This window comes from Thermohahella caldifontis (assembly GCF_041153465.1).
GTDB classification, from domain to species: Bacteria; Pseudomonadota; Gammaproteobacteria; order Pseudomonadales; family Oleiphilaceae; genus Thermohahella; species Thermohahella caldifontis.
This window is the reverse complement of the sequence record NZ_CP154858.1, coordinates 1,358,597-1,371,835: the sequence shown is the minus strand read 5'-3', so window position 1 is coordinate 1,371,835 and position 13,239 is coordinate 1,358,597. Positions and strand designations below refer to the sequence as shown.

General features: G+C 67.6%; 19 protein-coding genes and 1 pseudogene. 16 read left to right on the top strand and 4 right to left on the bottom strand.

Annotated elements, in window-relative coordinates; all coding sequences use genetic code 11:
- The first annotated feature begins 15 nt into the window (after positions 1 to 15).
- From AAIA72_RS06765 to AAIA72_RS06750, 4 genes are all read left to right on the top strand, one after another.
- Entirely contained in the window at positions 16 to 489 is a 474-nt protein-coding gene (locus AAIA72_RS06765) for a crossover junction endodeoxyribonuclease RuvC (RefSeq protein WP_369602645.1), read from the top strand.
- Between the two features lie 20 nt (positions 490 to 509).
- Positions 510 to 785 carry a hypothetical protein gene (locus tag AAIA72_RS06760; protein ID WP_369602644.1) on the top strand — a complete coding sequence of 92 codons (276 nt, stop codon included), beginning with the start codon at positions 510 to 512 and terminating at the stop codon, positions 783 to 785.
- Positions 778 to 1,182, top strand: a complete 405-nt coding sequence (locus tag AAIA72_RS06755; RefSeq protein WP_369602643.1) for a DUF6362 family protein — start codon at positions 778 to 780, stop codon at positions 1,180 to 1,182. Before AAIA72_RS06760 ends, AAIA72_RS06755 begins: the two co-directional genes overlap by 8 nt.
- Positions 1,183 to 1,486: 304 nt before the next feature.
- Positions 1,487 to 2,785 (top strand): site-specific DNA-methyltransferase, encoded by a 1,299-nt coding sequence (locus AAIA72_RS06750; RefSeq protein WP_369602642.1) that lies wholly within the window; start codon positions 1,487 to 1,489, stop codon positions 2,783 to 2,785.
- 3 nt (positions 2,786 to 2,788) lie between these two features.
- Here AAIA72_RS06750 and AAIA72_RS06745 read toward each other — a convergent pair whose 3' ends face one another.
- On the bottom strand, positions 2,789 to 3,208 hold the full coding sequence (locus tag AAIA72_RS06745) for a DUF3489 domain-containing protein (protein WP_369602641.1): 420 nt from the start codon (positions 3,206 to 3,208) through the stop codon (positions 2,789 to 2,791).
- Positions 3,209 to 3,223: 15 nt separating this feature from the next.
- The gene (locus AAIA72_RS06740; protein WP_369602640.1) at positions 3,224 to 3,583 is read right to left on the bottom strand and encodes a hypothetical protein; all 360 of its coding nucleotides are present in this window, start codon (positions 3,581 to 3,583) and stop codon (positions 3,224 to 3,226) included.
- Positions 3,584 to 3,692: 109 nt separating this feature from the next.
- Between AAIA72_RS06740 and AAIA72_RS06735 the strand changes: the two genes are divergently transcribed.
- The 5 genes from AAIA72_RS06735 to AAIA72_RS06715 are packed head-to-tail and all read left to right on the top strand — an operon-like array spanning position 3,693 to position 8,276.
- A complete protein-coding gene (locus tag AAIA72_RS06735; RefSeq protein WP_369602639.1) occupies positions 3,693 to 4,232 on the top strand; it encodes an elements of external origin in 540 nt (179 codons plus the stop codon).
- 8 nt (positions 4,233 to 4,240) lie between these two features.
- Positions 4,241 to 6,139 carry a phage terminase large subunit family protein gene (locus AAIA72_RS06730; RefSeq protein WP_369602638.1) on the top strand — a complete coding sequence of 633 codons (1,899 nt, stop codon included), beginning with the start codon at positions 4,241 to 4,243 and terminating at the stop codon, positions 6,137 to 6,139.
- 2 nt (positions 6,140 to 6,141) lie between these two features.
- Complete coding sequence (locus AAIA72_RS06725; RefSeq protein WP_369602637.1) at positions 6,142 to 6,618, top strand: hypothetical protein; 477 nt, start codon at positions 6,142 to 6,144, stop codon at positions 6,616 to 6,618.
- A gap of 1 nt (position 6,619) precedes the next feature.
- Positions 6,620 to 6,826, top strand: a complete 207-nt coding sequence (locus tag AAIA72_RS06720; protein WP_369602636.1) for a phage head-tail joining protein — start codon at positions 6,620 to 6,622, stop codon at positions 6,824 to 6,826.
- A 1-nt stretch (position 6,827) separates the two neighbouring features.
- Entirely contained in the window at positions 6,828 to 8,276 is a 1,449-nt protein-coding gene (locus tag AAIA72_RS06715; protein WP_369602635.1) for a phage portal protein, read from the top strand.
- A gap of 3 nt (positions 8,277 to 8,279) precedes the next feature.
- On the opposite strand, the pseudogene AAIA72_RS06710 reads toward AAIA72_RS06715, so the two are convergent.
- Positions 8,280 to 8,557 (bottom strand): annotated as a pseudogene (locus tag AAIA72_RS06710) (type II toxin-antitoxin system RelE/ParE family toxin).
- Positions 8,554 to 8,784, bottom strand: a complete 231-nt coding sequence (locus tag AAIA72_RS06705; RefSeq protein WP_369602634.1) for a hypothetical protein — start codon at positions 8,782 to 8,784, stop codon at positions 8,554 to 8,556. Before AAIA72_RS06705 ends, AAIA72_RS06710 begins: the two are co-directional and overlap by 4 nt.
- 57 nt (positions 8,785 to 8,841) lie before the next feature.
- Here AAIA72_RS06705 and AAIA72_RS06700 point away from each other — a divergent pair, with 57 nt between their 5' ends.
- From AAIA72_RS06700 to AAIA72_RS06670, 7 genes are all read left to right on the top strand, one after another.
- Complete coding sequence (locus tag AAIA72_RS06700) at positions 8,842 to 10,053, top strand: S49 family peptidase (RefSeq protein WP_369602633.1); 1,212 nt, start codon at positions 8,842 to 8,844, stop codon at positions 10,051 to 10,053.
- A gap of 1 nt (position 10,054) precedes the next feature.
- Positions 10,055 to 10,432: a head decoration protein gene (locus AAIA72_RS06695; RefSeq protein WP_369602632.1), complete on the top strand. Its 378-nt coding sequence runs from the start codon at positions 10,055 to 10,057 to the stop codon at positions 10,430 to 10,432.
- Positions 10,433 to 10,440: 8 nt separating this feature from the next.
- A complete protein-coding gene (locus tag AAIA72_RS06690) occupies positions 10,441 to 11,442 on the top strand; it encodes a major capsid protein (protein WP_369602979.1) in 1,002 nt (333 codons plus the stop codon).
- Positions 11,443 to 11,452: 10 nt separating this feature from the next.
- Positions 11,453 to 11,734: a hypothetical protein gene (locus tag AAIA72_RS06685; protein WP_369602631.1), complete on the top strand. Its 282-nt coding sequence runs from the start codon at positions 11,453 to 11,455 to the stop codon at positions 11,732 to 11,734.
- 7 nt (positions 11,735 to 11,741) lie between these two features.
- Positions 11,742 to 12,185: a hypothetical protein gene (locus AAIA72_RS06680; protein WP_369602630.1), complete on the top strand. Its 444-nt coding sequence runs from the start codon at positions 11,742 to 11,744 to the stop codon at positions 12,183 to 12,185.
- A gap of 6 nt (positions 12,186 to 12,191) precedes the next feature.
- Positions 12,192 to 12,356 carry a hypothetical protein gene (locus AAIA72_RS06675; RefSeq protein WP_369602629.1) on the top strand — a complete coding sequence of 55 codons (165 nt, stop codon included), beginning with the start codon at positions 12,192 to 12,194 and terminating at the stop codon, positions 12,354 to 12,356.
- A gap of 127 nt (positions 12,357 to 12,483) precedes the next feature.
- Positions 12,484 to 13,236: a hypothetical protein gene (locus AAIA72_RS06670; protein ID WP_369602628.1), complete on the top strand. Its 753-nt coding sequence runs from the start codon at positions 12,484 to 12,486 to the stop codon at positions 13,234 to 13,236.
- Positions 13,237 to 13,239 lie beyond the last annotated feature (3 nt).

The window sequence follows — 13,239 nt, the reverse complement described above, 5'->3', positions numbered from 1 at the left end:
GCCGGGGAGGTGTCCATGGCTGACGCGACTCTGTTGGCACTCGACCTCGGCACCCGGACGGGCTGGGCGGTCCGCACCCCCGAGGGCCGCATCACCAGTGGCACCGAGTCCTTCCGGCCTGGGCGCTTCGAAGGCGGCGGCATGCGTTACCTCCGCTTCCGACGCTGGCTGGAGAACCTGAAGGCCGCCGTTGGCCCGATCGAGGCGATCTACTTCGAGGAAGTGCGCCGCCATGCAGGCGTGGATGCCGCCCACGCCTACGGCGGTTTCCTGGGGCAGCTGACCGCCTGGTGCGAGCACCAGCGCATCCCGTACCAGGGCGTGCCGGTGGGCACGATCAAGAAGCACGCCACAGGCCGTGGCAACGCGGGCAAGCGGGACGTGATCGCCGCGGTGCAGGCCCGGGGATTCCAGCCGGCCGACGACAACGAGGCGGACGCCATCGCGCTGCTGCTCTGGGTCATGGTGCAGCAGGAGGTGACGCCATGACAAATTCGTCGGGAACGAATTTGGACCGCAAAGCGAGCAGCGCCCCCAATCCTCACTACCGCTGTCCCCTGGGACGCCTGCAACCCGACCGTGCCGACCCCGAGGCCATCAAGCGCGAGGGCTGGCGTGAACAGGGCATCCTGGTGATCTCGCCCGAGGACGAACGGCTCGACTGGATCGAGCGGGAGTTCATCCGGCGCATCGGGGAACGGCTCTACGGTCGACGGCCGGGACGCCCGAGTGTCGCGGAAGCCAGGGATGGCGGGAGCGACCGGCGGGAGGTGGACCATGGCTGAGTGGACCATCGAGCAGGTGGCCGAGCGGTTCCGCGAAGCGGCACAGACGGCCCATCGTCTGCCGCCCGTCCGGGTGCAGGGCTATTTCAACACCTGGCCAGCCATCCTGCGCCAGCCGTGGGAGACCTTCTCCGGCGAGGATGCGTACTACCGCTTCCCGCCGGACCCGGCCGCCATCGACCGCATGGAGGAAACCATGCGCTGGGTGTTGTGGCTCGGCGAGGAGGAACGCCATCTGGTCTGGATGCGCGCAGAAGGATGGCGCTGGCGCGACATCTGCCGCCGAATCGGCTGCGATCGCACCACCGCCTGGCGGCGTTGGCAGCGGGCCTTGGCCGTGGTAGTGGGTCGCCTGAATGCCACGGCTACACCCATTCGTGCAAGTGAGATTGCGTGAAGTTGTGGCTCGCTTCGAGCCGCCGCGAACCGGTGCGCAACACTGCGAAACCCGCACCCGTTTCAGGCTGCAACACTTTCGCCGATTTTGCGCTAGGATTGCGCTAGCATCGCGAGCAAAGCGCGTTCGGGGCTCGGGGATTCTCCCGGGCCCTCGTTGTTTTCACCCCCTGCCAACCGTTGTCGTCACCTGCGGGTCCTTCCTGGCCGCTGAGCCCTGCGGGGGGCGGAGGCGCGGCGTTTTGCCAGCGTCACCCCGAAAAACCGGGTTCGCGGTTCTCACCCGAGGTTCGCACGCAATCACCATGGATCTGAACATCGAGCGCCTCCCCGTCGAGGCGCTGACGCCCTATGCCCGCAACGCGCGCACCCACTCCGAGGAGCAGGTGGCGCAGATCGCCGCTTCGATCGCCGAGTTTGGGTTCGTGAACCCGGTGCTCATCGACGCGGACGGAACCCTCATCGCGGGCCACGGGCGACTGCTGGCGGCGCGCGAGCTGGGGCTCGATGAGGTGCCGGTCATCCGGCTTGCGCATCTGACTGACGCGCAGCGTCGGGCGCTGACCATCGCCGACAACAAGCTGGCCGAGAATGCCGGCTGGAACGATGAACTGCTGCGTCAGGAGCTGGGCGAACTGCAGCTGGAGGATTTCGATCTCAGCCTGATCGGCTTCGACCCGGACGAACTGGCGCAGCTGCTCGAGGCCCCAGAGACGGACACCGCCGGCCTCACCGACGACGACGCGGTGCCCGAGCCGGAGGAGCGTGTCGTCTCCCGTCCCGGAGACCTGTGGTTGCTGGGCAGCCACAAGGTCCTGTGCGGCGACGCCACCCGTGCCTCCGACTACCGGGCGTTGCTGGGCGATGAGCTGGCCGACATGGCCTTCACTGATCCGCCGTACAACGTCAACTACGCCAACAGCCCCAAGGACAAGCTGCGCGGCAAGAACCGGCCGATCCTGAACGACAATTTAGGAAACGACTTTGGCGCCTTTCTGCAGACGGCTTGCAAGCATCTGCTCGAGGTGACGAAGGGCGCCGTTTACATCGCCATGTCGTCCTCGGAACTGGATACCTTGCAGGCGGCCTTTCGTGCTGCCGGCGGCCGCTGGTCCACCTTCGTCATCTGGGCCAAGAACACCTTCACCTTAGGCCGTTCCGATTATCAGCGCCAGTACGAGCCCATCCTCTATGGCTGGCGGGAGGGCAACGAGCACTACTGGTGCGGCGCACGGGACCAGGGCGATGTCTGGTTCTTCAACAAGCCGGCCAAAAACGACCTGCATCCCACCATGAAGCCGGTGGAGCTGGTCGAGCGTGCGGTGCGCAACTCCTCCAAGTCGCGGGACATCGTGCTCGATCCCTTCGGCGGATCGGGCTCGACCCTGATCGCCTGCGAGAAGTCGGGACGTCGCGCCCGCCTCATTGAACTCGATCCCAGGTACGTGGACGTGATTGTGCGGCGCTGGCAGGAGTACACGGGCAACGAGGCCCTGCTCGAGGGCAGTGGCCAAAGCTTCTCCGCCGCGGCCGCCGAACGGATCGGTGACGAAGAACAGGAAACCCGGGCGCCCGCTGAGGCGCCCGAGTCCGTTGAGACTTGAGGATCAGGCGATCCGGTAACGACGCGGCTGGCCATCAATCTTGTGCGAGACGATGGTCATCCCGAGGCGCTTCTTGAGCGCATTGGTCATGGTGCCGCGCACCGTGTGGGGCAGCCAGCCGGTCTCCCGGGCGATCTCGTCGATACTGGCGCCCTCGGGCCGGCGCATCAGCTCGATCATCCGTGCCTGCTTGGTGCCGATCCGGTAGCTTCCCGGGCGCGGTGCCTTGCCGATGGCCTCAAAGCCGGCCGCGCTGATGCGGTGGTAGCCGCCTTTGAATTCGATCAGTCCGCGCTTAAGCAGGCCGTCGATCACCCGCTGGCGGATGCCGGCGTTCACATTGGGCGGCAGCGGCTCGATGTCGCCGCTGGGGCGTCCGGCGGCGGCGTGAAGGATGCGTTCCTGGGTGGTGGTGAGTTTCATTGGTCTGTCCTCCTGTCAGTCGTCGTGGATGATTTCGGTGTGGATCACGAAGCCTGTCAGGTATGGCAGGCCGCGCGGGATCCCGTTGTCGCGGCTGGTACGGCGACCGATCGTCCAGGTCATCCACTTTCGGGTGGCCGCCTCGATCGCCGTGGCGAGGTCGTGGCCGGCGTGCCGGTAGTTCAGTACCTCGTCCGCGAAGTGGCGCCCGATACGGCTGTCGAGGAAGGCCCGTACCGACTCCGGTGGCTGGCCGGTGGCATTCGAGATGGTATGAATCGCGAGCGGCCAGGCCTCTGCGGCGTGCTCGCCTAGGGTGCCGTAGAAGCCCCAGCCTTCGTTGCGGGTGGCGGGAATCGGGTGGGTAGCGGTCATCGTTGGCTCCTTTCGATTGATCGTTGCGATACCCTGATGAACGCTTCATTCGGCCCGCTTATCAAGTCCTATTCCGAACAATTTTCCTTCTTGATCAATAGGATGCACGATGGGTATCTCGATCCGCGCCTATGCCCGCCACCGGGGCGTCTCCGACGCCGCCGTGCGCAAGGCGATCAAGACCGGGCGCATCACGCCCGAGCCGGACGGGACCATCGACCCGCAAAAGGCGGACGCCGAGTGGGCGACCAATACCGATAGCGCCCAGCAGCGCAGGCAACGCCAACAAAAGGCAGTGCCTATCGATGCCGTCAACGCCGTGCGCGAGGCCACGGGCGAGTCGGCACTGCCCTCGGGCGGCACGACGCTGTTGCAAGCACGCACCGCCAACGAGGTGCTCAAGGCCCAGACCGCCAAGGTCCGGCTCGCCCGCCTCAAGGGGGAGCTGGTGGACCGGGCCAAGGCGCTCGCCCATGTCTTCAAGCTGGCGCGGGCCGAGCGCGACGCCTGGCTCAACTGGCCCGCCCGGGTTTCGAGCCAGATGGCGGCGGAGCTGGGCGTGGACGCCCATACCCTGCACGTGATGCTCGAGCGCGAGGTGCGCCGGCATCTCGAGGAACTCGGGGATCCCGCCCCCAGGGTGGACTGACATGCGCCGTGTTCGATTATGAAGGCGCCGAGGCCATCGAACGCGCCTGGCGCGAGGGACTGACGCCCGACCCATTGCTCACCGTCTCCGAGTGGGCCGACCGCTACCGGATGCTCTCGTCCAAGTCGGCCTCCGAGCCGGGGCGCTGGTCCACCCGGCGCACGCCCTATCTCAAGGAGATCATGGACTGTCTCTCGCCGTCCTCGCCTGCCGAGCGGGTGGTGTTCATGAAGGGCGCGCAGGTGGGCGGCACCGAGTGCGGCAACAACTGGATCGGCTACTGCATCCATCTGGCCCCGGGGCCGATGATGGCCGTCTCGCCCACCGTGGAGATGGCCAAGCGCAACTCCAGGCAGCGCATCGATCCGCTGATCGAGGAGTCGCCGGCGCTCTCCGAACGCATCGCGCCGTCCCGATCCCGCGATGCCGGCAACACGGTTCTGGCCAAGGAATTCCGCGGCGGTGTGCTGGTGATGACCGGCGCCAACAGCGCGGTGGGGCTGCGCTCGATGCCGGTGCGCTACCTCTTTCTCGACGAGGTGGACGGCTATCCCGCGGACGTCGAGGGCGAAGGCGACGCCATCCGCCTGGCAGAGGCGCGCACGCGCACCTTCGCCCGGCGCAAGATCTTCATCGTCTCCACCCCCACCGTGGCGGGGGCAAGCCCCATCGAGCGGGAGTTCGAGGCCTCCGACCAACGCCGTTATTTCGTGCCCTGTCCACACTGCGGCCACAGGCAATGGCTGCGCTTCGAGCAGCTGCGCTGGCAGTGGGGCGAGCCGCAGACGGTTCGCTACGTCTGCGAGGCCTGCGAGGAGGCCATCGCCGAGTTGCACAAGACCTGGATGCTCGAGCACGGCGAGTGGCGGGCAACCAAGCCTGAGAACGCGGGCAAGACCGTGGGCTTTCACCTGTCCTCGCTCTACAGCCCCCTGGGCTGGCGCTCCTGGGCCGACATCGCCGCGGCCTGGGAGGCGGCGCAGGGCTCGGCCACCCGGCTCAAGGCGTTCAAGAACACCGAACTGGGCGAGGTCTGGGTGGAGGAAGGCGAGGCGCCCGACTGGGAGCGCCTGCTGGAGCGGCGCGAGGCCTATCCGCTGGGCACCGTTCCCGCCGGCGGTCTGCTGCTGGTGGGCGGCGCCGACGTGCAGAAGGACCGCATCGAGGCCTCGGTCTGGGCCTTCGGCCGCGGCAAGGAGTCCTGGCTCGTCGAGCACCGGGTGCTCATGGGCGACACCGCCCGCGACGCGGTCTGGAAGCGACTGGCCGAGATGCTCGCCGAGACCTGGACCCACGAGAGCGGCGCCCGCCTGCCGCTGACCCGGTTCGCCATCGACACCGGCTTCGCCACCCAGGAGACCTACGCCTTCGTGCGCCGCATGAAGGACGCCCGCCTCATGGCGGTCAAGGGCGTGGCCCGCGGCGCGGCGCTGGTCGGCACCCCGACGGCGGTGGACGTCACTCTGGGCGGCCGCAAGCTGCGCCGGGGCGTCAAGGTGTTCGCGGTCGCGGGCGGTATCGCCAAGCTCGAGTTCTACAACAACCTGCGCAAGAGCGTGGAGGTGCTCGACGACGGCGAGATCCGCTATCCGGAGGGCTACGTCCATCTGCCCAAGGTGGACGCCGAGTTCGTCAAGCAGCTCTGCGCCGAGCAACTGATCACCCGGCGCAATCGCAACGGCTACCCGGTGCGCGAGTGGCAGAAGATCCGCGAGCGCAACGAGGCGCTCGACTGCTACGTCTACGCCCGCGCCGCGGCATCCGCCGCCGGGCTCGACCGTTTCGAGGAACGCCACTGGCGCGAGCTGGAACGCCAGCTTCTGCCGGAGCCCGATACCGAGCCCAAACCGGACAAGTGCAGCAGGCCGCGCGGGCGCACCATCATCAAGAGTTCCTGGATGAGTTGAGCATGAGCGTCATAGAAGGCATCTACCACAACCCGGACACCGGCACAGACGAGCGGCGGCTGATCCGCTGCGACGTCGAAGGGCGACTGCTGTCAGCACACGCCGCAGGCGGCGCGGCCACTGGGATGCTGACCTGGGCATTCCATCCCGGCCGTGTGCCACGCGGCGAGAGTGCGACGACCGATCCGGTCGATCTGGGCGAGTCCCACCCGTTCACCCTGCTGGTGGCCCGCAAGCTCGGCACCGCATCGCGCAACGAGGCGATGGAGATCCAGTCCTCCGTGGATGGGACGCGCTGGTTGCCTGCCGCGGGTATCTATCCGGACGCCAACGTCGCCTGGTACCAACCCGACAGCGGCAACGATTATTTCACGGTGCAGGGCCGGCCGGTGGGCCGCTTTGCTCGAATCGTGTTCCAGAACGGCAACCGGGTTCAATCCGACCTGGTGCTGGAACTGGCCGCGCTGGCGGGCGCCTGAGATGGCCTGGACCCAGGCCGACCGCGAGGCCCTGGAGCGCGCCCTGGCCCGGGGCGAGCGGCGCGTGACCTTCGGCGACAAGACGGTGGAGTACCGCTCGGTGGCCGAGCTGCGCGCGGCGCTGCGCGAGATCGACGCCCAGTTGGCCCGAGATCAGGGACGGACTCCGGTGCGCCAGATCCGCGTCACCACGGACAAGGGTTTCTGAGATGGGCTGGTTTCAGCGCATCCGCAGCCGGCTCAAGGGCCCGCCCGTGCACGAGGCGGCGGGCCGCGGGCGGCGCAGTGTCGTCTGGACGCCCGGCAATCCGGGCGCGGTGGCCGCCATGCTGGCCACGAACAGCGAGCTGCGCGCCAAGTCCCGCGACCTGGTGCGCCGCAACGCCTGGGCCTCCGCCGCCGTCGAGGCCTTCGTGGCCAACGCCGTCGGCACCGGCATCAAGCCGCAGAGCCTGGTCGATGACGCCGAGCTACGCAAGGTGATCCAGTCCTTGTGGTGGACCTGGGTTGAGGAGGCGGACAGCGCGGGGCTCACCGACTTCTACGGCCTGCAGGCGCTCGCCTGCCGGGCCATGCTGGAAGGCGGCGAATGCCTCGTGCGGCTGCGCCCGCGCCGCCCCGAGGACGGCCTGTCGGTACCGCTCCAGCTGCAACTGCTGGAACCCGAGCATTTGCCGCTGACGCTGAACACGGAGGCGCCCAACGGCAACCGGATCCGTGCCGGCATCGAGTTCGACCGGCTGGGCCGGCGCGTCGCCTACCACCTCTATCGCGTCCATCCGGAGGACGGCGCGCTGAGTCCCACGGGCAGCGCCGACATGGAAACCGTGCGGGTGCCGGCCTCCGAGATCATCCATCTGTTTCGACCCCTGCGGCCGGGACAGATCCGGGGCGAGCCCTGGCTCTCGAGGGCGCTGGTCAAGCTCAACGAACTCGACCAGTACGACGACGCCGAACTGGTGCGCAAGAAGACCGCCGCCATGTTCGCCGGCTTCATCACCCGCCAGAGCCCGGAGGACAACCTCATGGGCGAGGGCGAGGCGGATGCATCCGGCGTGGCGCTGGCCGGACTCGAACCCGGCACGCTGCAAATCCTGGAGCCTGGCGAGGACGTCAAGTTCTCCGATCCGGCCGACGTGGGCGGTTCCTATTCGGAGTTCCTGCGCACCCAGTTCCGCGCGGTGGCCGCCGCCATCGGCGTCACCTACGAGCAGCTGACCGGGGACCTCACCGGCGTGAACTACTCCAGCATCCGCGCGGGGCTGCTGGAGTTCCGGCGCCGCTGCGAGGCGATCCAGCACGGCGTGATCGTGCATCAGTTCTGCCGCCCGGTCTGGCGCGCCTGGATGGAACAGGCGGCGCTGGAAGGCGCGCTGCCATTGCCCGACTTCGCCCGCCGCCGGCGGGAGTACCTCAACTGCAAGTGGATCCCGCAGGGTTGGCAGTGGGTCGACCCCGAGAAGGAGTTCAAGGCGCTGCTCACCGCCATCCGCGCAGGGCTCATGAGCCGTTCCGAGGCGATTTCCGCCTTCGGCTACGACGCCGAGGACGTGGATCGCGAGATCGCCGCGGACAACCAGCGCGCCGACGAGCTGGGACTGGTGTTCGACTCCGATCCCCGGCAGCAAAGGGCGGCGACGCGAACCGCCAAGGAATGAGCGTCAGCGTTTGAGATCGCGATAGAAGTTCTCGTGCGGCCCCATGGCCTCGAGCCAGATCAGGCGCACTTCGTCTTCCCGGGTGTAGCCCAGCAGATACAGCTGGCCCTGGCTGCGGAATTTATAGACCCAGAGCCGGGCGAGATCGCCCTTTTCTTCTCGCCAATGTCGGGATCCTTGGCGATCGCGGCGACCGCCGCATCCACATCCGCGGCGATGTTGTCATGCAGTTTCTTGTAGGCCCGGGCAAAGCGGCGCGTTTGCCGCACCTCCCAGGTCATTTGGATTTGCGAGTACGCGGCACGAAGGGTTCGGCCTGCTCGCGCGGCTCGTTCATCGCCATCAGGCTCTCGGCGATGAAGCTGGCCGGCAAGTCCGGGTTGTCCAGGGCGGCCCGGCCCACCTTGGCCCAGAACTCGATCTGGCCCTGGACCGTGCGGAATTCGGCCTTGGCGGCGGCGCGGGCCTCTTCCACCAGGGTTTCGTCGATGCGGACGGATACGCTCATATCAATACCCTCGATTCATTTACCACAATTGTAGTAAACCCCGGAGATTTTGCAACCATGCGTCTGCCCCATCTCGCGGCCCGCATCATCGGGACGCCGTTGCTGATCGCTCCCGAGAAGCTGGAAATCATCCTGGCCGTCCTGGGGGAGCGTATCGGCTGGCCGGAGAGCGGGCTGAAGCGCCAACCTTTCGAATCCGGTCCCAAACGGCCAGTTCCCCGGCAGCAGAGCGACATCGCCGTGATCCCGATCCACGGGACCCTGGTGCGCCGCGCGCTGGGGCTGGAGGCGGCCTCGGGGCTTGCCAGCTACCAGGAGATCGGGGCTCAGATCGACCGGGCGGTGGCCGACCCGGCGGTGGCCGGCATCGTGCTGGACATCGACAGCCCGGGCGGCGAGGCCGGCGGCGTGTTCGAACTGGCCGAGCGCATCCGCGCCGCCACGCGCGAGAAGCCCGTCTGGGCCGTAGCCAACGACCAGGCCTTCTCTGCCGCCTACGCGCTGGCGGCAGCAAGCGACGAGGTATTCGTGACCCGCACCGGCGGCGTCGGCTCCATCGGCGTCATCGCCATGCACGCCGACCAGTCGCGAAAGGACGAGCAGGACGGCTACCGCTTCACCGCCGTCTACGCCGGAAGCCACAAGAACGACTTCAGCCCCCACGCGCCGCTTTCGGATGACGCCCGCGCCGCGCTGCAGGCCGAGGTGGATCGCCTCTACGGCATCTTCACCGAGTCGGTGGCCCAGCACCGGGGGGGCACCGTCGAGGCGGTGCGGGATACCCAAGCGCGGCTCTACTTCGGCGGCGACGCCGTGGCTGCGGGACTGGCCGACCGGGTCGGCACCCTGCATGACGCCATCGCGGCCATGCGTACCGAACTTTCAACGCCCATTCACACGACCTTACCCCAACCCCAGGAGGCACCGACCATGGAGCACCATGACCCTGATCCCGCTGCTTGCGAGCCTGTGGCAGCGGATTCGACCGAACCGGAAGAAACGCGGATCGCCGCGGCGGTAGATGCCGCTCGCAATGAGGCCCGCGCCATCGCCGATCTTTGCCTGCTCGCCGGCTGCCCGGAAAAGACGGCGGGCTTTCTCGCGCAGGGCATGAGCCAAGAGGCGGTGCGCGAGGCCCTGCTCGAATATCGCGCCCAGGCGCCCGAGATCAACAGCCACATCGACCCGCAGCGCACGAGTCCCGCCGCGAGTCTGGATGACAACCCCGTTGTAGCCGCCGCCCGCAAGCGCGCGGCCAAGGAGGTGTGAGATGCCCGTGATCACCGAAGGCATGAACCTTGGGGACCTGCTCAAGTACGAGGCCCCCAATCTCTATTCCCGCGACCAGGTCATCGTGGCTTCCGGCCAGAACCTCGCTTTGGGCGCGGTGGTGGGCATTGTCGCTGCCACCGGCAAGGTGAAGGCGCTGGATCCGGCGGCCACAGACGGCAGCCAGACCGCCGCCGGCATCCTGTTGCAGCCGGTGGACGCCACCGCCGGCGATCGTGACGACGGCATCCTGCTCGCCCGTCACGCCATCGTCGCCGATCACGCCCTCGTGTGGCCCGCCGGGATCACCAACGCCGAGAAGGCCGCTGCCGTAGACCAGCTGAAGGCCATCGGCATCCTCGTTCGCAAAGGAGTCTGACCATGGCCATGAACAATCCATTCGAGTCGCCGGCCTTCTCGATGACGGCGCTGACCGCCGCCATCAACCTGCTGCCCAACAACTACGGCCGGCTGGAGCAGATGGGCCTGATGCCCGAGAAGCCGGTGCGCTTCCGCTCCATCGCGGTGGAGGAGAAGAACGGCGTGCTGACCCTGCTGCCGACCCTGCCGGTGGGCGCCCCGGGCACCGTGGGCAAGCGCGGCAAGCGGGCCCTTCGCACCTTCACCATCCCGCACATCCCCCACGACGACGTGGTGCTGCCCGAGGAGGTCCAGGGCGTGCGCGCCTTTGGCTCCGAGTCCGAGGTGCAGACCCTCGCCCAGGTCATGGCCGAGCATCTGCAGACCATGCGCAACAAGCACGCCATCACCCTCGAGCATCTGCGCATGGGGGCGCTCAAGGGCGTGATCCTGGACGCCGACGGCTCCACGCTCTACGACCTGTACCAGGAGTTCGGCATCACCCCCAAGGTGGTCAACTTCAACCTGGGCAATGCCAATACCGACGTCAAGAAGAAGTGCCTTGCCATCAAGCGCCACCTGGAGGACAACCTCAAGGGCGAGCGCATGACTGGCATCCACTGCCTGGTCTCCGAGGAGTTCTTCGACGCGCTCACTTCGCATCCCAAGGTGGAGAAGGCCTACGAGCGCTGGCAAGACGGCGCGGCCCTGCGCAGCGACATGCGCGCGGGCTTCACCTTCGCCGGCATCACCTTCGAGGAGTACCGCGGCCAGGCGGTGGACGCCGACGGCAATACCCGCCGCTTCATCGCCGCGGGTGAAGGACACTGTTTCCCGCTCGGCACGGTGGACACCTTCGCCACCTATTTCGCGCCGGCAGACTTCAACGAGACTGCCAACACCCTCGGCCGGCCGCTGTATGCCAAGCAGGAGCCGCGCAAGTTCGACCGGGGCACCGACCTGCACACCCAGAGCAATCCGCTGCCCATGTGCCACCGGCCCGGCGTGCTGGTGAAGGTAACGGCGTAAGTCGCGGACCGTGGATCTCGAGTCGCTGTATGACGCGGCGAGTGCCGCCGGCCTGCTCACCGAGGTGATCGCCGGCGGCGCGGCCGTCATGGCCGAATTCCGGGCCCCGGACGAGCCCGTGCTCGACGGGCTCGCACTGTCCACCGAGTACGCCATCCGTTACCCGGCATCGCGCCTGCCGGATCTCGCCCCCGGCGACACGGTGCAGATCGCTGGCCACGCCTACCAGGTGCGCGAGGTCCACGCCCTCGGTGACGGCACCGAACACCGGGCCACGCTGACCCGTCTCTGAACTCGCCATGCCCAATTCCATCCGCGAGCAGATCCTGCAAGCGGCGGTGAGCCGTATTGCCGCAAGTCTCGCGCCCAGAGGCGCCGAGGTGCACCGCTCGCCAACCGTGGCGCTGACCCGCGAGCAGGCGCCCGCGGTGGTCGTCTTCCCCGAGAGCGACGAGGTGATCGACCGGCCCAACGACCGGGTCGAACGGGAGCTTGTGATCCGGGTGGTGGCGCTGGCCCGCGCGGTGCCGCCGGCAGTGCCGGAGACCGAGGCCGACGCGCTGCTGGTTGCGGCCCACGCGGCGCTCATGGAAGACCCGGGCCTGAACGGGCTCGCGCTGGCCGTGCTCGAGCTCGACTGCGAGTGGGAGGTCGAGGACGCCGACAGCGTTGTGGCCGCCATCCCCGCCCGCTACGCGATCCGCTACCGCACCCGTACCCATGACCTCACCCAGAGAGGATGAAACCCCATGAAGATCGAACTGTTGAAACCCCACACACATGCGGGCAAGCGCTATCCGCCCGGGGAGCGCCTCGACCTCGACGAGACCTCGGCCAAGTGGCTGATCGAACTCAAGGTCGCCAGGGCGGCATCCCCCGAGTCCATCAAGCAACCTTCGCGTAAAGGAGACTGACCATGGCCTATTTGTGGCTCCGGCCGCTTCGCTTAACGCCCGCTGCGCGGGCATTAGCCTTCGCCGCAACGCGCCATAAAGGCGGCGCGTTGTCCGGACGAATCACTCGCAGCTAAGGAGGAAGCAAATGGCATATTTCTCTGGACAAGGCAGAGTCTACATCGGTGCCCGTGACGCCGCCGGCAACCCGCAGGGGCTGAGCTACGTAGGCAACGTGCCCGAACTGAAGGTGTCGCTGTCGGTGGAGACCCTGGAGCACCAGGAGTCCACCAGTGGCCAGCGGCTCACCGACCTGCAGCTGATCAAGACCAAGAAGGGCGAGTTCTCCTGCACCCTGGAGGAGCTGGTGCCGGTCAACCTGGAGCTGGCCCTCTACGGCACCACCACCCAGGTCGCCGCGGGCACGGTCACCGGCGAGGCGCTGCCCAACCCGGTCACCCCGGGCAGTCTCTATCTGCTGGCGCAGCAGAATGTCTCCTCGGTGGTGGTGCGGGACTCGTCCGCCACGCCCCAAACGCTGCCGCCCACCCAGTACACGGTGAACAGCAAGCACGGCTCCATCGTGATCAACGATGCCACCACCGGCGGTCCCTACACCGAGCCCTTCACGGTGGATTACGCCTTTGGTGCCGCCCAGCGCACCGCCATGTTCACCCAGCCGTTGCCCGAGCGCTGGGTACGCTTCGAAGGGCTCAACACCGCCGACGGCAACCGCGAGGTGGTGATCGACCTCTACCGGGTCGCCATCAACCCGGCGAACGAACTCTCGGTGATCACCGACGAGCTGCTCAAGTTCGAGCTGTCCGGACAGGTGCTCGCCGATACCCTGAAGCCCGCCGCCGGCGATCTCGGCCAGTTCGGCCGCATCGTGCTCCTGTGAGAT